This window comes from Sanguibacter sp. A247 (assembly GCF_052324925.1).
Lineage (GTDB): Bacteria > Actinomycetota > Actinomycetes > Actinomycetales > Cellulomonadaceae > Flavimobilis.
The window spans coordinates 18,854-41,557 of the sequence record NZ_JBQPRE010000003.1 but is presented as its reverse complement, the minus strand read 5'-3'; the positions used below and the strand labels follow the sequence as shown (position 1 = coordinate 41,557).

General features: G+C 70.7%; 26 protein-coding genes. 11 read left to right on the top strand and 15 right to left on the bottom strand.

The window, feature by feature from the left end; translation table 11 throughout:
* Nucleotides 1-44: 44 nt before the first annotated feature.
* Both ACTVCO_RS08410 and ACTVCO_RS08405 read right to left on the bottom strand, forming a co-directional pair.
* Nucleotides 45-497, bottom strand: a complete 453-nt coding sequence (locus ACTVCO_RS08410) for an NfeD family protein (RefSeq protein ID WP_443727977.1) — start codon at nt 495-497, stop codon at nt 45-47.
* 87 nt (nt 498-584) lie between these two features.
* Nucleotides 585-1,367 (bottom strand): ABC transporter ATP-binding protein, encoded by a 783-nt coding sequence (locus ACTVCO_RS08405; protein ID WP_443727976.1) that lies wholly within the window; start codon nt 1,365-1,367, stop codon nt 585-587.
* 195 nt (nt 1,368-1,562) lie between these two features.
* Between ACTVCO_RS08405 and ACTVCO_RS08400 the strand changes: the two genes are divergently transcribed.
* Nucleotides 1,563-2,894, top strand: coding sequence for a sensor histidine kinase (locus ACTVCO_RS08400; RefSeq protein ID WP_443727975.1), 1,332 nt, complete (start codon nt 1,563-1,565; stop codon nt 2,892-2,894).
* Between the two features lie 43 nt (nt 2,895-2,937).
* A complete protein-coding gene (locus ACTVCO_RS08395) occupies nt 2,938-3,597 on the top strand; it encodes a response regulator (protein ID WP_443727974.1) in 660 nt (219 codons plus the stop codon).
* Nucleotides 3,598-3,604: 7 nt separating this feature from the next.
* On the opposite strand, the gene glgA is transcribed toward ACTVCO_RS08395, so the two are convergent.
* Entirely contained in the window at nt 3,605-4,819 is a 1,215-nt protein-coding gene (glgA, locus tag ACTVCO_RS08390) for a glycogen synthase (RefSeq protein WP_443727973.1), read from the bottom strand.
* 143 nt (nt 4,820-4,962) lie between these two features.
* On the opposite strand from glgA, the gene glgC reads away from it, so the two are divergent.
* On the top strand, nt 4,963-6,204 hold the full coding sequence (gene glgC, locus ACTVCO_RS08385; RefSeq protein ID WP_443727972.1) for a glucose-1-phosphate adenylyltransferase: 1,242 nt from the start codon (nt 4,963-4,965) through the stop codon (nt 6,202-6,204).
* Between the two features lie 91 nt (nt 6,205-6,295).
* Nucleotides 6,296-6,967, top strand: a complete 672-nt coding sequence (serB, locus tag ACTVCO_RS08380) for a phosphoserine phosphatase SerB (protein WP_443727971.1) — start codon at nt 6,296-6,298, stop codon at nt 6,965-6,967.
* A gap of 109 nt (nt 6,968-7,076) precedes the next feature.
* Here the strand turns inward: serB and ACTVCO_RS08375 are convergent, their stop codons facing one another.
* The 3 genes from ACTVCO_RS08375 to fabG all read right to left on the bottom strand — a co-directional run bounded on the left by ACTVCO_RS08375 (nt 7,077) and on the right by fabG (nt 9,172).
* Entirely contained in the window at nt 7,077-7,598 is a 522-nt protein-coding gene (locus ACTVCO_RS08375; RefSeq protein ID WP_443727970.1) for a SixA phosphatase family protein, read from the bottom strand.
* 4 nt (nt 7,599-7,602) lie between these two features.
* Entirely contained in the window at nt 7,603-8,370 is a 768-nt protein-coding gene (gene fabI / locus ACTVCO_RS08370; RefSeq protein ID WP_443727969.1) for an enoyl-ACP reductase FabI, read from the bottom strand.
* A gap of 91 nt (nt 8,371-8,461) precedes the next feature.
* Nucleotides 8,462-9,172: a 3-oxoacyl-ACP reductase FabG gene (fabG, locus tag ACTVCO_RS08365; RefSeq protein WP_443727968.1), complete on the bottom strand. Its 711-nt coding sequence runs from the start codon at nt 9,170-9,172 to the stop codon at nt 8,462-8,464.
* Nucleotides 9,173-9,364: 192 nt separating this feature from the next.
* On the opposite strand from fabG, the gene ACTVCO_RS08360 reads away from it, so the two are divergent.
* The 3 genes from ACTVCO_RS08360 to ACTVCO_RS08350 are packed head-to-tail and all read left to right on the top strand — an operon-like array spanning nt 9,365 to nt 10,853.
* Nucleotides 9,365-9,682: a DUF3099 domain-containing protein gene (locus ACTVCO_RS08360; RefSeq protein ID WP_443727967.1), complete on the top strand. Its 318-nt coding sequence runs from the start codon at nt 9,365-9,367 to the stop codon at nt 9,680-9,682.
* The gene (locus ACTVCO_RS08355) at nt 9,679-9,921 is read left to right on the top strand and encodes a hypothetical protein (RefSeq protein ID WP_443727966.1); all 243 of its coding nucleotides are present in this window, start codon (nt 9,679-9,681) and stop codon (nt 9,919-9,921) included. Before ACTVCO_RS08360 ends, ACTVCO_RS08355 begins: the two co-directional genes overlap by 4 nt.
* Nucleotides 9,918-10,853, top strand: a complete 936-nt coding sequence (locus ACTVCO_RS08350; RefSeq protein ID WP_443727965.1) for an SURF1 family cytochrome oxidase biogenesis protein — start codon at nt 9,918-9,920, stop codon at nt 10,851-10,853. Before ACTVCO_RS08355 ends, ACTVCO_RS08350 begins: the two co-directional genes overlap by 4 nt.
* A gap of 14 nt (nt 10,854-10,867) precedes the next feature.
* On the opposite strand, the gene ACTVCO_RS08345 is transcribed toward ACTVCO_RS08350, so the two are convergent.
* Nucleotides 10,868-12,466 (bottom strand): ABC-F family ATP-binding cassette domain-containing protein, encoded by a 1,599-nt coding sequence (locus ACTVCO_RS08345; protein ID WP_443727964.1) that lies wholly within the window; start codon nt 12,464-12,466, stop codon nt 10,868-10,870.
* A gap of 114 nt (nt 12,467-12,580) precedes the next feature.
* Between ACTVCO_RS08345 and ACTVCO_RS08340 the strand changes: the two genes are divergently transcribed.
* From ACTVCO_RS08340 to ypfJ, 4 genes are read left to right on the top strand one after another with little or no spacing between them, the layout of a single operon-like run.
* A complete protein-coding gene (locus ACTVCO_RS08340; protein WP_443727963.1) occupies nt 12,581-13,216 on the top strand; it encodes a biotin transporter BioY in 636 nt (211 codons plus the stop codon).
* Complete coding sequence (locus tag ACTVCO_RS08335) at nt 13,213-13,986, top strand: energy-coupling factor ABC transporter ATP-binding protein (RefSeq protein WP_443727962.1); 774 nt, start codon at nt 13,213-13,215, stop codon at nt 13,984-13,986. The genes ACTVCO_RS08340 and ACTVCO_RS08335 overlap by 4 nt, the downstream gene beginning before the upstream one ends.
* Entirely contained in the window at nt 13,983-14,645 is a 663-nt protein-coding gene (locus ACTVCO_RS08330) for a CbiQ family ECF transporter T component (protein WP_443727961.1), read from the top strand. Before ACTVCO_RS08335 ends, ACTVCO_RS08330 begins: the two co-directional genes overlap by 4 nt.
* A 28-nt stretch (nt 14,646-14,673) precedes the next feature.
* Complete coding sequence (gene ypfJ, locus ACTVCO_RS08325) at nt 14,674-15,564, top strand: KPN_02809 family neutral zinc metallopeptidase (RefSeq protein WP_443727960.1); 891 nt, start codon at nt 14,674-14,676, stop codon at nt 15,562-15,564.
* 70 nt (nt 15,565-15,634) lie between these two features.
* Here ypfJ and ACTVCO_RS08320 read toward each other — a convergent pair whose 3' ends face one another.
* The 8 genes from ACTVCO_RS08320 to ACTVCO_RS08285 all read right to left on the bottom strand — a co-directional run bounded on the left by ACTVCO_RS08320 (nt 15,635) and on the right by ACTVCO_RS08285 (nt 22,464).
* Nucleotides 15,635-15,958, bottom strand: a complete 324-nt coding sequence (locus ACTVCO_RS08320; protein WP_443727959.1) for a metal-sulfur cluster assembly factor — start codon at nt 15,956-15,958, stop codon at nt 15,635-15,637.
* Nucleotides 15,955-16,509, bottom strand: a complete 555-nt coding sequence (gene sufU / locus ACTVCO_RS08315; protein WP_443727958.1) for a Fe-S cluster assembly sulfur transfer protein SufU — start codon at nt 16,507-16,509, stop codon at nt 15,955-15,957. Before sufU ends, ACTVCO_RS08320 begins: the two co-directional genes overlap by 4 nt.
* A gap of 9 nt (nt 16,510-16,518) precedes the next feature.
* Nucleotides 16,519-17,790 carry a SufS family cysteine desulfurase gene (locus ACTVCO_RS08310; RefSeq protein WP_443727957.1) on the bottom strand — a complete coding sequence of 424 codons (1,272 nt, stop codon included), beginning with the start codon at nt 17,788-17,790 and terminating at the stop codon, nt 16,519-16,521.
* A 114-nt stretch (nt 17,791-17,904) separates the two neighbouring features.
* Nucleotides 17,905-18,660: a Fe-S cluster assembly ATPase SufC gene (gene sufC, locus ACTVCO_RS08305; RefSeq protein ID WP_443727956.1), complete on the bottom strand. Its 756-nt coding sequence runs from the start codon at nt 18,658-18,660 to the stop codon at nt 17,905-17,907.
* A gap of 18 nt (nt 18,661-18,678) precedes the next feature.
* The gene (locus ACTVCO_RS08300; protein WP_443727955.1) at nt 18,679-19,014 is read right to left on the bottom strand and encodes a non-heme iron oxygenase ferredoxin subunit; all 336 of its coding nucleotides are present in this window, start codon (nt 19,012-19,014) and stop codon (nt 18,679-18,681) included.
* Nucleotides 19,011-20,243 (bottom strand): Fe-S cluster assembly protein SufD, encoded by a 1,233-nt coding sequence (sufD, locus tag ACTVCO_RS08295; protein ID WP_443727954.1) that lies wholly within the window; start codon nt 20,241-20,243, stop codon nt 19,011-19,013. Before sufD ends, ACTVCO_RS08300 begins: the two co-directional genes overlap by 4 nt.
* Nucleotides 20,243-21,691, bottom strand: a complete 1,449-nt coding sequence (sufB, locus tag ACTVCO_RS08290) for a Fe-S cluster assembly protein SufB (protein ID WP_443727953.1) — start codon at nt 21,689-21,691, stop codon at nt 20,243-20,245. The genes sufD and sufB overlap by 1 nt, the downstream gene beginning before the upstream one ends.
* Nucleotides 21,688-22,464, bottom strand: a complete 777-nt coding sequence (locus ACTVCO_RS08285; RefSeq protein ID WP_443727952.1) for a helix-turn-helix transcriptional regulator — start codon at nt 22,462-22,464, stop codon at nt 21,688-21,690. Before ACTVCO_RS08285 ends, sufB begins: the two co-directional genes overlap by 4 nt.
* Nucleotides 22,465-22,704: the final 240 nt, after the last annotated feature.

The following is a 22,704-nucleotide window of genomic DNA, read 5'->3' as shown; positions in this document are numbered from 1 at the left end:
TGGTGAACTGCGAGACGGGCGGGGCAGCGCCCTGCCCTGCGGGTTCAGGCTGAGGTGGTGCGGCCGGCGTCGGCGAGGGCGACCATGGCGGTCGCGCCCGCGATGCGCACGACGCGCACCTCGGTCCCGGCCGCGAGGACTGCGTCGCCCTCGGTGCGCGCGGTCCAGACCTCACCCGCGAGCTTGACGAGACCAGAATGCTCGGAGACCTCGTCAATGACGATGGCCTCGCGCCCGACGAGCGCGGCGGCGTTCGTCTCGGGGAGGTTCTCCCCGCGCTTCTTGAGCGACTTGAGCAAGAAGGGGCGCAGAGCGCCGAGCAGGATGGTGGAGACGACCGCGAAGACGATCACCTGCCAGACGAGATCGCCGCCTGCGGCAGCGACGATGGCCGCGCCGAGCGCGCCGCCAGCGAACATGAAGAGCACCAGGTCAAGCGTCAGCGCCTCGATCGCGATGAGCGCGAGCAGGATCGCGATCCACCAGTACCAGTCCACGAACGTCCCCCTGATCTCGCTGCGGAGTGCTTTACCGCGACTTTACCATGTGCGGAGGTGCCTGTCCGGACATCTCACGCGCGTCGTTCAGCGGCCGCGGGCCGAGAAACGCGCGCCGTCGCGTGTGACGACGAGCGGAAGCCCGAAGGCGTCGGACAGGTTCTCGCTCGTGATCACCTGGTCGACCGGTCCAGCAAGGAAGGCCTTGCCCTCGCGCAACAGGAGCGCGTGCGTGAAGTTCGGCGGGATCTCCTCGACGTGGTGCGTGACGAGCACGAGGACGGGCGAACGTCGATCCCCGGCGATCTCGGAGAGGGCCGCGACGAGCTCCTCCCGACCCCCGAGGTCGAGACCCGCGGTCGGCTCGTCGAGCAGCAACAACTCTGGGTCGGCCATGAGCGACCGTGCGATCTGCACGCGCTTGCGTTCACCCTCGCTCAGGGTCCCGAAGGTCCGACGCTCGAACCCGGACAGCCCGAAGAGCCGCAGCAGGTCTGTCGCACGGCCGTGGTCGACCTCGTCGTAGCGCTCACGCCAGCGACCCGTCATGCCGTAGGCGGCGGTGAGGACGACATCCTCGACCATCTCGACGGCGGAGATGTTGTCAGCAAGCGCTGCGCTCGTCAGACCGATCCGCGGACGGAGCTCGCTCACGTCGACGCGCCCGAGCCGTGCCCCGAGGATGTCCACGGTCCCCGACGAGGGGTGCATACGCGCGGAAGCCACCTGGACGAGAGTCGTCTTGCCGGCGCCGTTGCGGCCGAGCACGACCCACCGGTCCTGGTCCTGGACGGTCCAGCTGATGCGGTCGAGGATCATGGTCGTGGAGCGGCGGACGCTGACGTCGTGCAGGGCGAGAACCTCGGTCATAGTCCCCGAGCCTATCGGCTGGTGCGGCGGTCGAGAGTAGGTTGGCCGCGTGACCGACGTTCCTCGCTGCGGACGACGACGGCGTCGGGCACCTGTGAGAGCGTCGGGTTTTCCCCCGCCGGCGCGGGTGACTCCCGGATGTCGCCGTCCCCCTTGCGGTCATGACGATGGTGGTACCCGAGCGAGGAGAACGTCATGACCACCCGAGCAGCTGACCGTCACAGCCACGTCCCCGTGTGGCGGGCCGTCGCGCACCGCGAGACCTGGCGAGAGTTCGCCTACCTCAACGTCCAGATGATCCTCGCGCCGTTCGCGTTCACCTGGACCGCGCTGACCGTCTCGCTCGTGCCCGGGCTGCTCGTGACCGTCCTCGGCCTCGTCGTGCCGGCGAGCATGGTCGTCGCGAGCCGAGGGTGGGGCGCGATGTACCGGGCGCTCGCGCGCGGCCTGCTCGGGCGGCAGGTGCAGGCACCGCCGCCGTTCGGGCGACGGCGCGGTGTGCTGCGCAACCTCGTGGCGATGCTGATCGACGCGCCGGGCTGGCGCTCGCAGCTGTTCGGGTTCCTCTCGCTGCCGGTCGCGATCGTCACCTTCACATTCTCGTGGACGTTCCTCGCGATCGGGGTCGGTGGGCTCACCCACTGGGCGTGGTCGTGGTCGCTGCCGGCCCAGCTCGGGTCGGACGGGCGGATCCACCGCGGTGCGCAGCTCGGCAACGGCTGGTTTGTCGACACTCCGCTGCGCCAGCTGCTGCTCGCTGCGATCGGGGTCCTGGCCCTGCTTGCCTGGGTCGTGATCAACCGCGCGGCTGCGGACGTGTGGCGCTGGCTGACCGCGAACATGCTCGCGCCGACGGACACCGAGCTGCGGGTGGCCGCGCTCGAGGAGTCGCGCAGCCGCACGGTCGAGGGCGGGGACGCGCGGCTGCGGCGGATCGAGCGGGACCTGCACGACGGGACGCAGGCGCGGCTCGTCGCGGTGGCGATGCAGCTGGGCGAGGCCCAGGAGCTGCTCGCCGCGCAGCCGGACCAAGCGTCCGAGCTCCTGGCGACCGCGCACGTCGCGACGAAGGAGGCGCTCGCGGAGCTGCGTGAGATCGCCCGCAGCATCCACCCGCCGGCGCTCGACACCGGCCTCGAGGTCGCGCTCGAGACCCTGACGGCGCGGGCAGGCGTCCCTACGCGGCTCACGTTCACGCGCACCGCCGCAACGGCCACCTCCCCGGCGACCGAGACGATCGCGTACTACTGCGTCGCGGAGCTGGTGACGAACGCGACCAAGCACGCGAGCGCGTCCCGCGTGGACGTCACGGTCGACGTCGGACACGACGCCCTGAGCGTCGTGGTGCGCGACGACGGCCGAGGCGGCGCCGCCGTCGTCCCCGCTGCCGACGGTCCGGGATGGAGCGGCACGGGCCTCGCGGGGCTCGCCGAGCGCGTCCGCTCGGTCGACGGCGCGCTCACGCTCGACAGCCCCGTCGGAGGCCCTACCGTGGTGCGGGCCACCCTGCCGGTCCGCGCAGGGTGACGTCCCCGCGCGCGGGGGCCCCGCGCCACCCGGAGGAGAGCACGTGCGTCTGATCGTCGCGGAGGACTCCGCGATCCTGCGTGACGGTCTCGTCGCGCTCCTGACCCGCCGCGGCCACGACGTCATCGGCGCGGTTCCCGACGCCGCGGCGCTGCGCGCGCACGTCCGCCACCACGCGCTCGCGGGCACGCTGCCCGACGTCGTCGTGACGGACGTGCGGATGCCGCCGACCTTCACGGACGAGGGGCTGCGCGCCGCGATCGATCTCCGGGCGGAGCACCCCGACCTCGGGGTGCTCGTCTTCTCGCAGCACGTCGAGACGCGCTATGCGTCCGAGCTCCTTGCCTCGGGGGCGCGGGGCGTGGGCTACCTGCTCAAGGACCGGGTCGCGGACGTGGGCGAGTTCATGACGGCTCTCGACCAGGTCGCCGAGGGGCGCAGGGTGCTCGACCCCGAGGTGGTCCACCAGCTCATGGGGGCGTCACGCCGGGAGGCGGCGCTGTCCGTGCTGACCCCGCGCGAGCACGAGGTGCTCGGTCTCATGGCGCAGGGCCGTTCGAATGCGGCGATCGCGGCCGCGCTGTTCCTGTCGGCGGGCGCCGTCGAGAAGAACGTCACGTCGATCTTCGAGCGGCTCGGGCTGCCGCAGGACTCTGCCGACAACCGCCGGGTGCTCGCGGTGCTGCGCTTCCTCGGGGTGTGACGCGCGCTCAGCCCGCGAGGACGGCGCGGTAGATCTCCATCGTGCGCTCGGCGATCGCCTCCCAGGCGAAGTGCTCCTCGACCCGGCGCCGGGATGCGGCGCCCATCGCGGCCGCACGCTGCGGGTCCCCCACGACCGCGATGAGCGCCGCGGCAAGGTCGGCGACGAAGCGGTCGGGGTCGACCGGGTCACCTGTTCCGCCCGGCACCTGGTCGATCGGCACGAGCAGGCCGGTCTCGCCGTCGACGATGACCTCCGGGATCCCGCCCGTGGCCGAGCCGACGACCGGCAGGCCCACGGCCATGGCCTCGAGGTTGACGATTCCGAGGGGCTCGTAGATCGACGGGCAGACGAAGACCGTGCACGCGGCGAGCAGCGCGACGAGCGTCTCGCGCGGCAGCATCTCCTCGATCCAGACGACGCCCGAGCGGCGCCTGGACAGCCCGGCCACTGCGTCGGCGACCTCGGCGGCGATCTGCGGCGTGTCGGGCGACCCGGCGCACAGCACGAGCTGGACGTCGGCGGGGAGCTGCTCGGCCGCGCGCAGAAGGTGCGGCAGGCCCTTCTGACGGGTGATGCGTCCGACGAAGACGACCGCGGGACGCCCCGGGTCGACGCCGAGACCACGGACAGCGTCGTCGCCGATGCGCGCCGCCTCGCCCGTCGGGCGCTGCCATGCATCGAGGTCGATCCCGTTGTGGACGACGTGCACGCGTGCCGGGTCGATCGCCGGGTAGGAGCGAAGGATGTCAGCGCGCATACCGCCGGAGACCGCGATGATCGCGTCCGCAGACTCGTAGGCGGTCCGTTCCGCCCATGACGACAGCGCGTACCCGCCCCCGAGCTGCTCGGACTTCCACGGGCGCAGCGGCTCGAGCGAGTGGGCCGAGATGACGTGCGGGACACCGTGCAGGAGAGAGCCGAGGTGACCCGCGAGGTTCGCGTACCACGTGTGGGAGTGCACGAGGTCGGTGCCGGCGACTCCCCCTGCCATCTCAAGGTCCACGCCGAACGTCGAGAGCGCGGGGTTCGCCGCCGCAAGCTCTTCGGGCGCGGTGTAGCCGGTGACGCCGGGCTGCTCGAGCGGGTCACGCGGCCCGTCGAAGCAGTGCACGCGTACGTCGGCGTGTGCACGCAGGACAGCCGAGAGCTCGGCGACGTGCACTCCGGCACCGCCGTAGACGTAGGGCGGGAACTCACGGGTCAGAAGGTCAACTCTCACATGACGAACGCTAGCGGTCCGAGCGACAAGACATGGCACCGGCACGCGCGGTGTCCCGGCCCAGGTGGACGTCAGATGTCCGACGCGCGACAACATCCGCGCCAGTGGTCCCCGAAACGGCTCACTGCCACTAGGGTTTCGTCATGGCTGCTCCTCGGGTCCTGGCAATCGTCCTTGCAGGCGGAGAAGGAAAGCGGCTGATGCCACTGACGGCGGACCGGGCCAAGCCCGCGGTGCCGTTCGGCGGCATCTACCGCCTGATCGACTTCGCGCTGTCCAACCTCGTGAACTCGCACTACCTGCAGATCGTCGTGCTCACGCAGTACAAGTCGCACAGCCTGGACCGACATATCTCGAAGACCTGGCGCATGTCGCACCTGCTCGGGAACTTCGTGGCGCCCGTCCCCGCGCAGCAGCGCGTCGGCAAGCACTGGTACCTCGGGAGCGCCGACGCGATCTACCAGTGCCTCAACATCATCCGTGAGGAGAAGCCCGACATCGTCGTCGTCGTGGGCGCGGACCACGTCTACCGCATGGACTTCTCGCAGATGGTCGACGCCCATGTCGCCTCGGGCGCCGAGCTCACGGTCGCGGGGATCCGCCAGCCGATCTCGCTCGCCGACCAGTTCGGTGTCATCGACACCGAGCCGTCAGACCCGACGAAGATCCGCGCCTTCCTCGAGAAGCCCACCGACCCCGTCGGTCTCGCCGACTCCCCCGGTGAGGTTCTCGCGTCGATGGGCAACTACGTCTTCACGGCAGACGCTCTGGTCGACGCGGTCACGCGCGACGCGGACAACGCGGCAAGCCGTCACGACATGGGTGGCGACATCGTGCCGGCGTTCGTCGAGCGCGGGACCGCCGCGGTCTACGACTTCATCCGCAACGACGTTCCGGGTTCGACGGACCGCGACCGCGACTACTGGCGCGACGTCGGGACCCTCGACGCCTACTACGACGCCAACATGGATCTCATCGCGACGCGGCCGGTGTTCAACCTCTATAACGGCGACTGGCCGCTGTACACCGGCTACGTCGGGCTCCCGCCCGCAAAGTTCGTCCACGCAGGCGCGGGCCGGCTCGGGCACGCGGTCGACTCGGTCGTCTCCCCCGGCGTCATCGTCTCGGGCGCGCAGGTCTCGGGCTCGATCATCTCGCCCGGGTCCCGGCTGCACTCGTGGTCGATGATCGCCGACTCGGTCCTCCTCGACGACGTCACGGTCGAGAGGTACTCGCAGGTCAACCGCTGCATCATCGACAAGAACGTCGTCATCGAAGAGAACGCGCGCGTGGGCTTCGACCCCGAGGCCGACCGCGGACGTGGCTTCACGGTGACGGAGTCTGGGATCACGGTCATTCCCAAGGGCGCGATCGTCCGGGCCTGACGCGGCATCGGCGGCCGCCGATGCACGACGGCGCGACGTCCGCGTGACGGTCATCCGGACGGCGGGCGTCGCGCCCACCTATTCTTGGGCCGTGACCACGACTCCCACCGACCGCTGGCTCCTCGTCATGGACGTCGACTCGACGTTCATCACTGCGGAGGTGATCGAGCTCATCGCGGCGCACGCCGGCGTGCTCGACGAGGTCGCTCAGATCACGGGCGCCGCCATGCGCGGCGAGATCGACTTCGGCCAGTCCCTCGAGCAGCGCGTCGCGCTGCTCGCAGGCCTTCCCAAGACGACGCTCGGCGCCGTGCTCGCCGAGGTGACGCCAACTCCCGGCGCCGTCGAGCTCGTCGCCGAGGCGCAGCGACGTGGCTGGGTCGTCGGTCTCGTCTCGGGCGGTTTCGCCGAGATCGTCGAACCGCTCGCGGCTCGCGTCGGCATCACGCACGTCCGCGCCAACCGTCTTGAGGTGGCCGACGGCGTGCTCACAGGGCGCACGGTCGGGCCGGTCATCGACCGCGAGGTCAAGGAAGAGACGCTGCGCGCGTTCGCGGCCGAGCTCGGGATCGATATGTCACGCACGATCGCGATCGGCGATGGCGCGAACGATCTTGCCATGATCAGCGCCGCCGCGATCGGCATCGCGTTCGACGCGAAGCCCGTCGTCCGCGAGCAGGCGCCATTCACCATCGACGGTCCGCGTCTCGACGCGGCGCTCGAGATCATCGACCGCGAGATCGCGGCGGCCCCCACCCGCTAGGCCCCACCCGTGAGGCACCGCGGATCGCAGTCCGTCACGCGCACGTCGACCCACACAACGAGGGCCTCCCGCCACATGGCGGGAGGCCCTCGTCGAACGACACGTGCGGCTACACCTGGGGACGGAAGACACCCTCGAGACGGGCGCCCCCGCGCGCCCAGGCCTCCCACGGGCCTTCCCCGCGCAGCACGCTGAGCGACGCGGTCGGAACCCCGGCACGCACCTGCGCCACCGCAGCCGAGTCTGACCCCTCACCCGCGAGGTAGGCCGCCAGACCCGACACCGCGGGCTCGTGGCCGACCACGAGAAGCGTGCGCACTCGCGCGTCGACGCCGCGGACAGCGTCGAGCAGGTCACCAGACGACGCCGCATACAGCTCGTCACGCAGGTCGACGTCGGGGTCGAGCTCACGCAGTCCCGCGCGCGCAAGCTCCCACGTCTGCCGCGTCCGCAGCGCCGTGGAGACGAGGACGACCTCGGGCAGGAGGCCCGCGTCCTGGAGGTGATGCCCCACGGAGGTGGCCTGGCGGCGACCCGTGAGGGCGAGGGGGCGGATCTCGTCAGACCCGCCCTTGGCGGGCTCGGCCTTGGCGTGGCGAAGGACGACTAGCGTCCGCGTCGTCGTGGGCATGGCCCTAGAGTCCCATGGCATGGACCCCGCCGTCGACGTGGACGATCTCGCCGGTCGTCGCGGGGAACCAGTCGCTCAGCAGCGCGGCGACCGCGCGGGCCGTCGGCTCGGGGTCGGTCTGGTCCCAGCCGAGGGGCGCGCGCTCGGGCCAGCCGCCCTCCATCTTCTCGAAACCGGGGATGGACTTGGCCGCCGTCGTGCGGATGGGGCCGGCCGAGACGAGGTTGACGCGGATGCCGTCGGGCCCCAGGTCCCGCGCGAGGTAACGCGAGGTCGACTCGAACGCCGCCTTGGCGACACCCATCCAGTCGTAGACGGGCCACGCGAACGACGCGTCGAAGGTGAGGCCCACGATCGAGCCGCCGCCGGTCATGAGCGGCTTGACCGCGACGGCGAGCGACTTGAGCGAGAACGCCGAGACCTCGAGGGCCGTCGCGACGTCGGCCCACTCGCCCGAGAGGAAGTTGCCGCCCATGACGGACTGCGGGGCGAAGCCGATCGAGTGGACCGCACCGTCAAGGTGATCGGTGTGCTCGCGGATCTGGTCGGCGAGCGAAGCGAGGTGCTCGTCGTTGGTGATGTCGAGCTCGATGACCGGCGCGGGCGCCGGGAGCCGCTTGGCGATCGCCTGCGTGAGGCGCATCTGGCGGCCGAAGGACGTGAGGATGACCTCGGCGCCTTCGAGCTGCGCGAGACGCGCGACGTGGAACGCGATCGAGTGGTCGGTGAGAACGCCCGTGATGAGCAGCTTCTTGCCCTCGAGGAGGCCCATGGTCTAGATCCTTTCGTCGCGCGCGTGGCTGCGGCGGCCGTGGCCGTGCGCTTCCTTGCGCGGTGTGGTCCGCAAAAGAGGATATCGGTGGTCAGTGGCCCATGCCGAGGCCGCCATCGACGGGTACGACCGCACCCGAGATGTAGGCCGCGTCGTCGGACGCGAGGAAGTGGACGGCGCCCGCAACCTCGTCGGGTCGCGCGAAGCGACCCGCGGGGATCGACGCCTTGTACTGCGCCTGGCGCTCGGCCGGGAGCGCGTCGGTCATCGCGGTCTCGATGAAGCCTGGGGCGACGACGTTCGCGGTGATGCCGCGACCACCCAGCTCACGCGTGATCGATCGCGCCATGCCGACGAGCGCTGCCTTCGACGCGGCGTAGTTCACCTGGCCGGGGCCTCCGTAGAGCCCGACGACCGAGGAGATGAGGACGATGCGACCGCGACGCAGCCGGATCATTCCCTTGGAGGCGCGGCGCACGCAGCGGAACGTGCCCGTGAGGTTGACGTCGATCACCTGCTCGAACTCCTCGTCGGTCATGCGCATGAGGAGCTGGTCCTTGGTGACGCCCGCGTTCGCGACGAGGACCTCGACGGGTCCGAGCTGCGCCTCGATCTCCGTGAATGCCGCATCGACCGCCGCGGTGTCGGTGACGTCGGCGATTGCGCCGACGACGCCGTCGGGGAGGTCGCCGCCGCGGTAGATCGTCGCGACGCGGTCGCCGCTCGCGACGAAGCGCTCAGCGATCGCCCGGCCGATGCCGCGGTTGGCGCCGGTGACGAGGACGGTCCGGGGTTCGCTCACGTGGGCTTCTCCTGAGGGGTCGGGGTCGCAAGGTCGCGCATGGTCGACGCTACCCGCGAGGGGTGCGTGCGCCTGTGCACGGCGCACGCACGGACCCATCGCGTCCGGTTGTGGGATTCCTACAAGTTCCCCCGCTGCGGAGGTGACTAGACTCGGTGTGTGGGACGTCGAGGGTCGGAGCAGGTGCACCGTGTGAGTGACGCGCCCGAGCCCCTCGCGGTCGAGCAGGCGCGCCGCGTGCGGAGCTATCTCGTTCAGATGGGCGTCCGCATCGTGTGCATCGCCGTTGCTGCTGCGGTGCCGTCGTGGCCGTTGCGCTGGGTGTGCATCGCCGCGGCCGTGGTCCTGCCGTACACGGCAGTTCTCATGGCGAACGCGGGACGCGACCGGCGGACGACGACATCGGTCGTGCTCGACCCACGCGCACTGCCGTACGCTCCCCATGACGCCGACGGTCCCGGCGGCACGGCGGACGGCGAGGGTCCGCCCAACACATCGGAGAACTCATGACGACGCCCACCCCTGACGGTCCCGGGACGGATGCCGAGCTCATCTGCTCGGGCAAGGGCTGCCGCGCGGAGGCCGTGTGGGCGGTCCTGTGGAACAACCCCAAGCTGCACACGCCTGAGCGACGCAAGGTGTGGCTCGCGTGCTCGGACCATCGCGAGCACCTCGAGACGTTCCTCGACCTGCGCGGCTTCCGCCTCGCGACCGTGTCGGTCGATGATCTCGGGCCGACCGACGGATGACCACGACGCCCACCGAGGTGCAGCGCACCCGGACGTTGCGCGAGTGGCTGGTGCTGCTCGTCGGCGTGCTCGTCGTGGCGACGCTGTGCGTCGCGGCGGGCCGCTGGCAGTGGCACCGCTACGAGTCGAAGAAGGAGCGCGTCGAGACGATCCAGGCGAACTTCTCGGCGGCGCCCGTACCGCTCGGTGCGGTTCTTCCCGCGGCGGGCAGCGTTCTTGAGGCGCGCGACCAGTGGCGCCCCGTCGCGCTCGTCGGCTCCTATGTCCCGGGTGCCGAGGTGCTGCTGCGCAATCGTCCGGTCGGGTCGACACCTGGCTATCACGTACTCGCCCCGTTCGAGGTCACAGGCGACCCCGCGGTCACGATCATCGTCGACCGCGGCTTCGTTCCGATGGGGACCGACGGAACCGCGCCCGAGGCGGTCCCGGCTGCACCCGCGGGTGAGGTATCCGCTCTCGTGCGGCTCCGGCACGGCGAGGACCCGAGCGATCGTGGAGCGCCCACGGGCCAGGTGCAGCGGATCAACGTCGCTCAGGTCCTCGCCGCCGCGGGGCTGGCTGCGACGACACCGACCGTGGGAGCGTACGGCGCGCTGATCGTCGAGGACGGCGAGCCGGCACGGGGTCTCTTCGGCCTTCCGGACCCCGACCTCGACCTCGGTTCCCACCTGTCGTACACGTTCCAGTGGTTCGTCTTCGCGATCGGCGCGATCGGCGGGTTCCTCCTCCTGCTTCGCCGTGAGCGCCGGGAGTCCGCCGCGCGCGCCGCGCAGGCCGCAGGGCCGATCGCGCTCCCCGAGGACACGCCTGCGCAGGTTGCCGCGTGGCTGAGTCCGGAGCGCCAGACGGCGTCCGGGCGCGTCCGCAAGGCGCGGACGCGCCTCACCGACGAAGACGTGGAGGACGCCGAGGCGGAGCGTCTCGGTCGCTGAACCCGCCGGTCCGGCTAGGCGAGCGCGACGAGCTCCCGGTAGGTGTCGTTCCACAGGTCCTCGTCGCCGTCGGGCAGGAGGAGGACACGCTCGGGGGTGAGCGCGTCGACCGCACCCTCGTCGTGCGTCACCATGACGACCGCACCCTCGTACGTCCGCAGCGCGCCAAGGATCTCCTCGCGGCTCGCGGGGTCGAGATTGTTCGTCGGCTCGTCGAGCAGCAGGACGTTCGCGGAGGAGACGACGAGCGTCGCGAGAGCGAGGCGCGTCTTCTCACCGCCCGAGAGCACCTTGGTGGGCTTGTCGGCGTCATCTCCTGAGAAGAGGAAGGAGCCGAGCACGGAGCGCACCTCGGTGTCCGAGAGGTCCGGAGCCGCGTGGCGCAGGTTCTCGAGCACGGTGAGCGAGAGGTCGAGGGTGTCGTGCTCCTGCGCGTAGTAGCCGATCTTGAGCCCGTGCCCCGGCATGACCGCACCCGTGTCGGGCTTCTCGACGCCCGCGAGGATGCGCAGCATCGTCGTCTTGCCCGCACCGTTGAGGCCGAGGATGACGACGCGTGAGCCACGATCGATCGCGAGGTCGACGCCCGTGAACACCTCGAGCGAGCCGTACGCCTTGGTGAGGCCCTCCGCCGTGAGCGGGGTACGCCCGCACGCTGCCGGCTTGGGGAAGCGCAGCTTGGCGACCTTGTCGGAGACGCGCTCGCCCTCGAGGCCCTCGAGGAGCTTCTCGGCGCGGCGCAGCATGTTCTGCGCAGCGACGGCCTTCGTCGCCTTGGCGCGCATCTTCTCGCCCTGGGCGGAGAGGGTCGCTGCCTTCTTCTCGGCGTTGGCGCGCTCACGGCGCCGACGCTTCTCGTCGGTCTCACGCTGCTTGACGTACGCCTCGTAGCCGAGGTTGTACTGGTCGATCGTCGAGCGCGTCGCATCGAGGAAGAAGACCTTCGTGCACACGACGCGCAGGAGCTCGACGTCGTGGGAGATGACGACGAGGCCACCTGAGTAGGTGCGCAGGTACTCGCGCAGCCACACGATCGAGTCGTGGTCGAGGTGGTTGGTCGGCTCGTCGAGCAGGAGCGTGTCGACGCCCGAGAAGAGGATCCGGGCGAGCTCGACGCGACGGCGCTGACCGCCTGAGAGGGTGCCGACCGGCTGCGCGAGCACACGCTCGTCGAGGCCGAGGTTGACGGTGATGCGTTCGGCCTCGGACTCGGCCGCGTAGCCGCCGGCGGCGAGGAAGCGCTCCTCGAGGCGCGGGTAGCGCTCGAGAGCTGCCGTCTGGGTCGCGGGGTCCGCCGAGGCCATCTCACCCTCGGCGTCGCGCATCGCACGGATGATGTCGCCCAGGCCGCGTGCGGAGAGCACCCGGTCCATCGCGAGCTGTTCGGGATCGGCCGTGCGCGGGTCCTGCGCAAGGTAGCCGACCTCGCTCGAGCGAGTGATCGTCCCGCGCGTCGGCTGGGTCTCCCCCGCGAGCGTCTTGGTGAGCGTCGTCTTGCCCGCGCCGTTACGACCGACGAGCCCGATCCTGTCGCCTGACGCCACACGGAAGGTGGTCGGCTCGAGCAGGAGGCGCGCTCCGACCCTGATCTCGACACCTTGGGCGGTGATCACTGCAGGTTTCCTCCGAACTCACGTGGCCCGCCCTGTATGACGGCACAAACGCCCTCGATCTTACCGGTGCGTAGCGTTCGAGACGACGTGATATCGCCGACTCTGGAGGACCCCGTGGCCCAGCAACACGCTCAGCGCACCGCTCACCGTACCCAGGCCGAGCGTGCGCGCGACCTAGCGCTCGTCGCGACGTTCGCTGCGCTCGTCGCGGTGTGTGCCCTCACGTCGGTCGCGTTCTCCGCGGTCCCCGTTCCCGTGACTCTCCAGACCTTCGCGGTCCTGCTCGCGGGGGCGGTGCTCGGTCCGTGGCGCGGAGCGGCCGCGGTCGCTCTCTACCTCGCGGTGGGCGCGGCGGGTCTGCCGGTGTTCGCGGGCGGCACGGGCGGCCTCGCAGCCGTGGCAGGCCCGTCGGCCGGGTACCTGCTCTCGTTCCCGCTCGCGGCGCTCGTCATCGGCCTCACGGTCCGTGCCGCCGGCAACCGCGGCTCGGTACGGACCGGCGTCGCCGTCGCGCTCGGCGCGCTCGTCGCGACCGTCGTGACGTACGCCGTCGGTGTACCCGTCCTCGCCAGCCGCACCGCGATGGACCTCGGGGCTGCCTGGACCTTCAACTGGGTCTTCGTCCCGTTCGACGCGGTCAAGGCCGGGCTCGTCGTCGTGGCAGCGCCCGCGGTCCTCCGCGCCTTCCCGGCGCTTCTCGACGGCCGGGGACCGCGCGCGACGACACTCGCGGAGGCGTCGGCCGCGTGAGGGACACCGACGCGGGGCCACGGTCGCTCGAGCTCGACGGCGCAAGCGTCGTCGTCGACGACGGCACGGGACGCACGCGCACGCTCCTGCACCCCACGACGCTCACGCTCACCGAGCGCCGTATCGCGATCATCGGCGCGAACGGCTCGGGCAAGTCGACGCTCGTGCGGCTGCTCGTCGGGCTGCTCGTCCCGACGACGGGTGCCGTGCGCGTCCACGGTCACGACACCCGCCGCAACGGGACGCGGGTGCGCGGGCTCGTCGGGCTGCTCTTCGCGGACCCCGAGGCGCAGCTGCTCATGCCGACCCCGCTCGAGGACGTCGCGCTGTCCCTGCGGCACCTGCCGCGGCGCGAGCGCACCGGTCGCGCGACGGCACTCCTCACCGACGTCGGGCTCGGCTCGCACCTCCACCAGCCGGTCACGACCCTCTCAGGTGGGCAGAAGCAGCTGCTTGCGCTCACGTCCGTCATCGCGGCCTCCCCTTCCGTCCTGCTGGCGGACGAGCCCACGACGCTCCTCGACCTGCGCTGGAAGGTCCACGTCGAGGCTCTGCTCGACGCCCTCCCGCAGCAGGTCCTCACGGTGACGCACGATCTTGCTGCGGCTGCGCTCGCCGAGCGCGTCCTCGTCGTCGACCAGGGCCGCGTCGTCGCCGACGGGACCCCGGCCGACGCGATCGCCGCCTACCGGGACCTCATGACGGGCCCACCTCCCGAGCTCGCGGCTGGCCCCTCCCCCCTCGTCAGCGACGTGACGGGGACGCGATGAGCCGCGTCCGGGTCTCGACCCCGCTCGGCCTGCACGTCCCCGGGACGACGCTGCTGCACCGCGCTCCGGCGGGCCTCAAGCTCGTCGTCCTCGCCCTGCTCGGCGCGGCGGTCGCGTTCGTGCGCGCGCCTCTGCCGGCCCTCGCTCTGCTCACGGTCCTTCTCGGTGCGTGGGCGCTCGCGCGCCTCCCGCTGCGCGCCCTGCGGCAGGTGAGGTCGATCGGCCTGCTCCTGCTGGGGCTCGGAGCCTTTCGCTGGTGGCACGCGGGACCGGGCGAGGCGATCGGCATGGTCGCCGGCCTCGCGTCCGTCGTCCTCGCGGCAGCGATCGTCACGGCGACGACGCCGAGCGACGACCTTGTGAGCGTCCTCGTCCGAGGTCTGCGCGGGCTCACCCGGGTCCCCGTGCTCGGTCGCGTCGTCCGGCCCGAGGCGTTCGCGCTCGCCGTGGCGCTCGTCCTGCGGACCGTCCCCACGCTGCTCGCGGTCGCGCACGGCGCACGGGACGCCGCACGGGCCCGCGGCGCGCGCGGAACCCGGGCGTGGCTGCTGCCGACGCTCCTGCGAACCGTCGGGCACGCCGTGCGCACGGGCGAGGCGATCCACGCCCGTGGGCTGCTCGACGATTCCTCACCCGTTCGCCCCCGCTCCCAGGGCTGAGAAGCGGGAGCAGCGCTACCGTGTGCTCATGACCTTCAACGACGACGCGCGTTTTGACACGAGCAAGGTGAGCAAGCGCTCGGGCGGCAAGGGGCTCGCGATCGGTGGTGGCGGCGGGCTCGTCGTCGTCCTCCTTGTCGTCGTGGCCCAGCAGTTCGGCGTCGACCTGTCCGGGCTCGTCGGCGGCGGGACGTCGAACATTGCGGTCAACCCCGGACCGACAGGCGACCTGTCCCGCTGTGCGACGGGCGCGGCTGCGAACCAGGACGACGAGTGTCGGGTCGTCGGCGCCGCCAACTCCCTCGATGCGTTCTGGGCGGCGGAGTTCCCGAGCCTCGCCTCCGGCACGTACGTGACCCCGCACGTCAATCTCTTCGAGGGCTCAGTCTCGACCGCGTGCGGAAGCGCGTCGTCGGCCGTCGGCCCCTTCTACTGTCCCGGCGACCAGGACATCTACCTCGACACGTCGTTCTACCGGACACTGCGCTCGCAGCTCGGCGCTGACGGCGGCAGCCTCGCGCAGATGTACGTCGTCGCGCACGAGTGGGGTCACCACATCTCGACGCTCACGGGTGCGATGGCCGCCGCGGAGCGCGGCGACTCCGGCCCGACGAGCGACTCCGTGCGCATCGAGCTCCAGGCGGACTGCTTCGCGGGCGCGTGGGTCGGCGCGGCTGCGACGACGAAGGACGACGCGGGCACGACGTTCCTCAAGCCGCCGACGAAGGCGGAGATCGCCGACGCCCTCGATACGGCCTCGGCCATCGGCGACGACGCGATCCAAGGCCAGTCCGGTTCCGTCCGCCCCGAGTCGTGGACGCACGGCTCCTCCGAGCAGCGCCAGCGCTGGTTCACCACCGGACTCGAGAAGGGCGCGGGCGCGTGCGACACGTTCGCGGTGAGCGGCAGTCGGCTCTGAGCCACACGCAGCACGAGGGCCGCACCCCGGATCCGGGGTGCGGCCCTCGTGGCACGCGGAGCAGAGGACTTCAGACGTTGAAGCCGAGCGCGCGCAGCTGGTCACGGCCGTCGTCCGTGATCTTCTCAGGACCCCACGGCGGCATCCACACCCAGTTGACGCGGTAGCCGTCGGTGAGGCCGTCGAGCGCCTGGCCGGTCTGGTCCTCGATGACGTCCGTGAGCGGGCACGCCGCAGACGTGAGCGTCATGTCGATGACCGCGTGGTTGTTCTGGTCGATCGTGATGCCGTAGACGAGGCCGAGGTCGACGACGTTGATGCCGAGCTCGGGGTCAATGACGTCACGCATCGCCTCCTCGACATCGGCGGCGTTCAGTGGGCTGGGAGTCGTCATGACTGCTCCTCGGAGGTCGAGTTCGTAGTGGTAGGAGTGGTGTGAGACGAGGACGCCGTCGCGAGCGCCTCGCCGACGGTTCCGGTGCGCACGAGGGCGTCGCGTAACGCCGCCCAGCCGAGCAACGCACACTTGATGCGCGCCGGGAACTTCGAGACGCCGGTGAAGGCCGTCGCGTCGCCGAGGCGATCCTCCGCGTCATCGTCGTCGAGGCCCTTGCCGCGCGTCGCCATGAGGTCACGGAACAGGTCCCCGAGCTCTTCGGCACGGGAGACCGGGGACCCCTCGGCGAGCTCGGTCATGACCGAGAGCGACGCCTGGGAGATCGAGCACCCCTGACCGTCCCAGCTGATCGACTCGATCGTGGGTCCGGCCTCGGACGGCTCGACGACGACGCGCAGCGTCACCTCGTCACCGCACGTCGGGTTGAGCTGGTGCGACTCGCCACACGCGTGCGCGGTCGGTGCGTCCCGCAGGCCGCGGCCGTTCGGGGACTTGTAGTGGTCGAGGATGACCTGCTGGTAAAGCTGTTCCATCGCGCTGGCAGACATGAGTTCCTCCTAGGACAGACCGAAGAACGTCCGGACCCCTGCGAGGTGTTCCCGCAGTGCCGCGATGTCGTCGAGCGTCGTGTACACGGATGCTGAGGCGCGCGCGGTCGCCGCGACGCCGAAGCGCCTGTGCAGCGGCTGCGCGCAGTGGTGGCCCACTCGGACCGCGACGCCCGCGTCGTCGAGCACCTGCCCGACGTCGTGCGCGTGCACGCCGTCCACGACGAACGAGACGACCGCGAGGCGGTCGGTCGTGTCCGTCGGGCCGATGACGCGCACGCCGGGCAGGTCGACCGCCTCGAGCATGGCGCGGGTGAGCACCTTCTCGTGCTCGGCGACGGCATCCATGCCGAGCTCGCGCAGATAGTTGGCGGCCGCGCCCGTGGCGACGGCCTGGGCAACCGGCTGCGTCCCCGCCTCGAAGCGCTGGGGCGGCGGCATGAAGGTCGTGGCCTCCATCGTCACCATCTCGACCATCGACCCGCCCGTGAGGAACGGGGGCATGATCTCGAGCAGCTCGCGCCGGCCGTAGAGCGCCCCGACTCCCGTCGGGCCGAGCATCTTGTGCGCGGAGAATGCGGCGAAGTCCACGTCGAGCGCGTGGACGTCGACGGCGAGGTGCGGGACTGACTGGCACGCGTCGAGAACGACGAGCGCGCCGACCTCGCGTGCTCGTGCGACGAGCGGCGCCACGGGCGTGATCGCGCCCGTGACGTTGGAGACGTGCGTGAACGCGAGGACCTTGGTGCGTTCCGTGATGACGGTCGCGGCCTCGTCGATGCGGATGCGGCCGTCGTCGTCGACCCCGAGCCAGCGCAGGGTCGCGCCCGTCCGGGCGCACAGCTCCTGCCACGGGACGAGGTTGGCGTGGTGCTCGGCCTCGGTGACGACGATCTCGTCGCCCGGGCCGACGGCGAGGCGGCGTGCCGCCTGCCCCCCACGGCCCGCGCTCGCGTTGCCGATCGCGTAGGCGACAAGGTTGAGGGCTGCGGTCGCGCCGGACGTCCACACGATCTCGTCGTCGTCGGCTCCCACGAACCGAGCAACGGCCTCGCGGGCGAGCTCGAAGGCCTCGGTGGCCTCCTCGGCGAGCTGGTGCGCGCCGCGGTGCACTGCGGCGTTGCGCTGCAGGTAGAAGTCCTGCTCGGCGTCGAGCACCGGGTCGGGCTTCTGCGAGGTCGCCCCGGAGTCGAGGTAGACGAGAGGTCGCCCGTCGCGCAGCGTGCGCGCGAGCAACGGGAAGTCGGCGCGCACAGCCGCGAGCTCAACGTCGTTGAGCATGTCCTACCGCCTCGTGGTCGTGGGCCGCGGCGCGGCCCGAAAAGTTGCGGGGGGCGTGCGGCGGGGCGTCAACGACGCCCCGCCGCACGGGTGCCGGGCTGTGCCCGGCAGAGTTCACGCGTTCGTGAGGAAGCGGTCGTAGCCCTCGTTCTCGAGACGCTCGGCGAGCTCGGGGCCACCCTCCTCCGCGATCCGGCCGTCGACGAAGACGTGGACGAAGTCCGGCTTGATGTAACGCAGGATGCGCGTGTAGTGCGTGATGAGGAGCGTGCCGACCGTGCCCGCCGCCGTGACGCGGTTGACGCCCTCGGAGACGACGCGCAGCGCGTCCACGTCGAGGCCGGAGTCCGTCTCGTCGAGGATGGCGATCTTCGGCTGGAGGAGCTCCATCTGAAGGATCTCGTGGCGCTTCTTCTCGCCACCGGAGAAGCCCTCGTTGACCGAGCGCTCGGCGAACGAGTCGTCCATGCGCAGGTTGGCCATCGTGGACTTCATGTCCTTGACCCAGTGACGCAGCGCGGGCGCCTGACCGTCGATCGCGGTCTTCGCGGTGCGCAGGAAGTTCGACACCGAGACGCCGGGAACCTCGACGGGGTACTGCATGGCGAGGAACATGCCTGCGCGGGCACGCTCGTCGACCGACATCGCGAGGACGTCGGCGCCGTCGAGCGTCACCGTGCCGCTCGTGATCGTGTACTTCGGGTGGCCGGCGAGCGAGTACGCGAGCGTGGACTTGCCCGAGCCGTTGGGGCCCATGATGGCGTGGGTCTCGCCGGCGTTGATGGTGAGGTCGACGCCGCGAAGGATCGGCTTGGGGCCTTCCTTCGTCTCGACGCTGACGTGCAGGTCGCGGATCTCAAGAGTGGACATTGTTCTCCTCGTAAGGCTTTAGACGGTGGTGTCGACGTCGACGAGAACGCGGTCACCGTCGAGGGTCAGGGGATAGACGGGGATGGGTCGCACGGCAGGCGGCGAGTCGGGCTGGCCCGTACGCAGGTCGAAACGCGACCCGTGGAGCCAGCACTCGATGTGGCAGCCGTCGACCTCTCCCTCGGAGAGCGAGACCGCCCCGTGAGAGCAGATGTCGGAGACGGCGTGAAGCTCACCGTCGGAGTCGCGGGCAACCGCGACCTCGACGGTGCGTCCGGCTGCATCTTCGAGCTCGACACGGAACGTTCCCTCGACGGGGACGTCCTGTGCGAGGCATGCGAGCTGTGCGGTCATGCCTGGGCCGTGCCAGCCTCGATCGCGGCCATGGAGCTCTCGAGCTCGGCGTCGATCGACGCGAGCAGACGCTCCTCGACCTCGGGCACGCCGATCTCGTGGATGAGCTCGGCAAAGAAGCCGCGCACGACGAGGCGACGCGCGTCAGTCTCGGGGATGCCCCGCGCCTGGAGGTAGAACAGCTGCTCGTCGTCGAAGCGGCCCGTCGCGGACGCGTGGCCCGCGCCCTCGATCTCACCGGTCTCGATCTCGAGGTTCGGCACGGAGTCCGCGCGCGCGCCGTCCGTAAGGACGAGGTTGCGGTTGAGCTCGTAGGTGTCGGTGCCCTCGGCGGCGGCGCGGATGAGGACGTCGCCCACCCATACGGTGTGGGCACCCGCGCCCTGGAGGGCGCCCTTGTACGTGACGCGCGACGTGCAGCGGGGCACGGCGTGGTCGACGAAGAGGCGGTGCTCCTGGTGCTGGTCGGTGTCCGCGAAGTAGAGACCGATCATCTCGACCTCGCCTCCCTCGCCCGTGAACTCCGCGTCCGGCGTGACACGGACGACGTCGCCGCCGAACGTCACGACGACGTGCTTGAGGCGCGAGTCGCGGCCGAGGCGTGCGCGGTGGGAGGACGCGTGGACGGCGCCGCGGGCCCAATCCTGCACGGTGACGACCGTGAGCTGCGCGCCGTCCCCGACCTCGATCTCGACGGTCTGGTTGAGCAGAGCATCTCCGACGTGGTCGATGACGACGACTGCCTCGGCGTGGTGCTCGGCACGGATGAGCAGGTGGTTCGACGTCGCGACGTCGCCCTGGCCCTCGATGCCCTCGACGCGGATCGACGTCGTCGCGGACGCGACGGCCTCGGCCGGGACGGTGACGACGGTGGCCTCGGCGAACGTGTTCCACGCGGCGACGGCGGCGCGGTCGCCGGGGCGTCCCGCCTTGCCGAGCCGTGCGTCGTCGCGGCCGACGATCTCGACCGTGACCTCGGGTGCGGCGACGACCGTCGTCTGGACGCCGTGGCCGTCGATCGTCTCCACGAAGAGCGGCTGGAGGCGTGCGACGGGGCTGAAGCGCCACTCTTCCTCGCGGCCCGTGGGAACGGGGATGTCCGCGAGGTCGAAGGACGTGGCACGCTCGGCGCGCGAACCCTGCGGGACGACCACGCCGTGCGAGTGCGCGCCGTCGGCGGTCGCGCGCGAGTGGTCCGTGCTCAGGGGGGTGGGGGTAGCGGTGGTCATCAGCCGACGGAACCTTCCATCTGGAGTTCGATGAGGCGGTTGAGCTCGAGGGCGTACTCCATCGGCAGCTCACGCGCGATGGGCTCGACGAAGCCGCGGACGATCATCGCCATGGCCTCGGTCTCTTCCATGCCACGCGACATGAGGTAGAAGAGCTGGTCCTCGCTCACGCGGGACACGGTGGCCTCGTGGCCCATGGAGACGTCGTCCTCGCGGACGTCGACGTACGGGTACGTGTCGGAGCGCGAGATCTGGTCGACGAGGAGCGCGTCGCACAGCACGGTCGACGCCGAGCGCTTGGCTCCTTCGAGGACCTGGACGAGGCCGCGGTAGGAGGTGCGGCCGCCGCCACGGGCGACGGACTTCGAGACGATCGACGACGACGTGTTGGGCGCCGCGTGGACCATCTTGCAGCCGGCGTCCTGGTGCTGGCCCTCGCCAGCGAACGCGATCGACAGGGTCTCGCCGCGGGCGTGCTCGCCGAGCATGTAAATCGCCGGGTACTTCATCGTCACCTTGGAGCCGATGTTGCCGTCGACCCATTCCATCGTGGCGCCCTCGGCGGCCGTGGCGCGCTTGGTCACGAGGTTGTAGACGTTGTTCGACCAGTTCTGGATGGTCGTGTAGCGCACGCGGGCGTTCTTCTTGACGATGATCTCGACGACCGCAGAGTGCAGCGAGTCAGAGGAGTAGATCGGCGCCGTGCAGCCCTCGACGTAGTGCACGTACGAGCCTTCGTCGGCGATGATGAGCGTCCGCTCGAACTGGCCCATGTTCTCCGTGTTGATGCGGAAGTAGGCCTGCAGCGGGATCTCGACGTGGACGCCCGGCGGGACGTAGACGAACGAGCCGCCCGACCAGACGGCCGTGTTGAGCGCTGCGAACTTGTTGTCGCCCGAGGGGATGACCGAGCCGAAGTACTGCTCGAAGATCTCGGGGTACTCACGCAGGCCCGTGTCGGTGTCGACGAAGATGACGCCCTGCTCCTCCAGGTCCTCCCGGATCTGGTGGTAGACGACCTCGGACTCGTACTGGGCGGCGACGCCTGCGACGAGACGCTGCTTCTCAGCCTCGGGGATGCCGAGGCGGTCGTAGGTGTTCCTGATGTCCTCCGGGAGCTCCTCCCACGAGGTCGCCTGCTTCTCGGTCGAGCGGACGAAGTACTTGATGTTGTCGAAGTCGATGCCCGAGAGGTCAGCACCCCACGACGGCATCGGCTTGCGGTCGAAGAGACGCAGTGCCTTGAGGCGCGTCTTGAGCATCCACTCGGGCTCGTTCTTGAGCGCCGAGATGTTGCGCACGACGGCCTCCGAAAGGCCTCGCTGGGCGAGGGCGCCGGCGGCGTCGTCGTCGTGCCAGCCGTATTCGTACGCGCCGATCGAGGCAATGATCTCGTCGTCGCTCGCGCGAGCGTCCTGCTCCGCGACGTTCTCGGTGGGTGCGGTCATCTCATTCCTTCCGCGGTCCGGCCGGTCGGCCGGGTGTGGGTCCCGGTGGTGGTCGTGACGGGGGCGGCCTGGGCCGCCCCCGTGTCGTCCGGCGGGACGCCGGGCGGCGGCCCCACCGGGATGTTCGTCGTGCACACGTGTGCACCTCCTGCGAGCGTCGACAGCCGTTGCACGTGCGTCCCGAGGAGCCGCGAGAACGCGGCGACCTCGGCGTCGCACAGCTGGGGGAAGCGCGCCGCGACGTGCTGCACGGGGCAATGGCCCTGGCAGAGCTGGACCATGTGCGTGCCCGGTACGGGGCGAACCGAGGCGACGAAGCCGTCGTCGGTGAGCGCGTCGGCGAGCTGCTGGACGCGCGCGGCGGCGTCGGTCGCGTCGAGAGCAGCTGCGTAGCGCGCCTCACGCTCCGCGACGTTCGCCGTCGCGAACTGCTCGACGGCGGCCTCTCCCCCGACGGCCTGCACATGGTCCATGAGCTGCAGGGCGAGCCGGGAGTACCCGGCCGCAAGGGAGTCCTGCGCGGATCCCGTGGCGACGTAACGCCGCGCGGGACGGCCGCGCTGCCCCGTGTGACCGGACTCGTGAACGGTGACGAGGCCTTCGCTCTCGAGGCTCGCGATGTGTCGTCGGATCGCGGCCGACGTGAGGTCGAGCCGCAGGCCGAGGTCCGCTGCGCTCACCGGTCCGTCGGACACGACGAGCTCGAGGACCCGGTCACGGGTGCTGTGCTCGGCGGCAGGGGTGAGAGCCCGCGCGTCGGGTTCGACGGTCATGCGCACACTCCTTCCACCGATCGGCTGCGATATAGGGAACAGTCTCCTGCCCTAAATGTTTGACCGCAAGGAAGGCCTACCTCACCTGGGGACCTAGGTCCCGTCGTCGAACGGCAGGATCCTGCGGCTGCGGCGCCGAATCGATCGGTCGCCACGACGCACAACCACGCTGAGTGTCGTGAGACACATCCGCCTTCGGGCGTGTCGGCGGCCTGTCGCACGAGCCGCCCCGCAGCGCAC

Bases quoted from the DNA above. Each gene is read 5' to 3' on its own strand.
- ACTVCO_RS08285 (WP_443727952.1), bottom strand. From the start codon at position 22,464: ATGACCGTCGAACCCGACGCGCGGGCTCTCACCCCTGCCGCCGAGCAC.
- ACTVCO_RS08355 (WP_443727966.1), top strand. From the start codon at position 9,679: ATGACGACGCCCACCCCTGACGGTCCCGGGACGGATGCCGAGCTCATC.
- sufC (WP_443727956.1), bottom strand. From the start codon at position 18,660: ATGTCCACTCTTGAGATCCGCGACCTGCACGTCAGCGTCGAGACGAAG.
- sufD (WP_443727954.1), bottom strand. From the start codon at position 20,243: ATGACCACCGCTACCCCCACCCCCCTGAGCACGGACCACTCGCGCGCG.
- sufB (WP_443727953.1), bottom strand. From the start codon at position 21,691: ATGACCGCACCCACCGAGAACGTCGCGGAGCAGGACGCTCGCGCGAGC.
- ypfJ (WP_443727960.1), top strand. From the start codon at position 14,674: ATGACCTTCAACGACGACGCGCGTTTTGACACGAGCAAGGTGAGCAAG.
- ACTVCO_RS08320 (WP_443727959.1), bottom strand. From the start codon at position 15,958: ATGACGACTCCCAGCCCACTGAACGCCGCCGATGTCGAGGAGGCGATG.
- glgC (WP_443727972.1), top strand. From the start codon at position 4,963: ATGGCTGCTCCTCGGGTCCTGGCAATCGTCCTTGCAGGCGGAGAAGGA.
- ACTVCO_RS08375 (WP_443727970.1), bottom strand. From the start codon at position 7,598: ATGCCCACGACGACGCGGACGCTAGTCGTCCTTCGCCACGCCAAGGCC.
- ACTVCO_RS08300 (WP_443727955.1), bottom strand. From the start codon at position 19,014: ATGACCGCACAGCTCGCATGCCTCGCACAGGACGTCCCCGTCGAGGGA.
- fabI (WP_443727969.1), bottom strand. From the start codon at position 8,370: ATGGGCCTCCTCGAGGGCAAGAAGCTGCTCATCACGGGCGTTCTCACC.
- ACTVCO_RS08405 (WP_443727976.1), bottom strand. From the start codon at position 1,367: ATGACCGAGGTTCTCGCCCTGCACGACGTCAGCGTCCGCCGCTCCACG.
- ACTVCO_RS08330 (WP_443727961.1), top strand. From the start codon at position 13,983: ATGAGCCGCGTCCGGGTCTCGACCCCGCTCGGCCTGCACGTCCCCGGG.
- ACTVCO_RS08350 (WP_443727965.1), top strand. From the start codon at position 9,918: ATGACCACGACGCCCACCGAGGTGCAGCGCACCCGGACGTTGCGCGAG.
- ACTVCO_RS08400 (WP_443727975.1), top strand. From the start codon at position 1,563: ATGACCACCCGAGCAGCTGACCGTCACAGCCACGTCCCCGTGTGGCGG.
- sufU (WP_443727958.1), bottom strand. From the start codon at position 16,509: ATGTCTGCCAGCGCGATGGAACAGCTTTACCAGCAGGTCATCCTCGAC.
- ACTVCO_RS08310 (WP_443727957.1), bottom strand. From the start codon at position 17,790: ATGCTCAACGACGTTGAGCTCGCGGCTGTGCGCGCCGACTTCCCGTTG.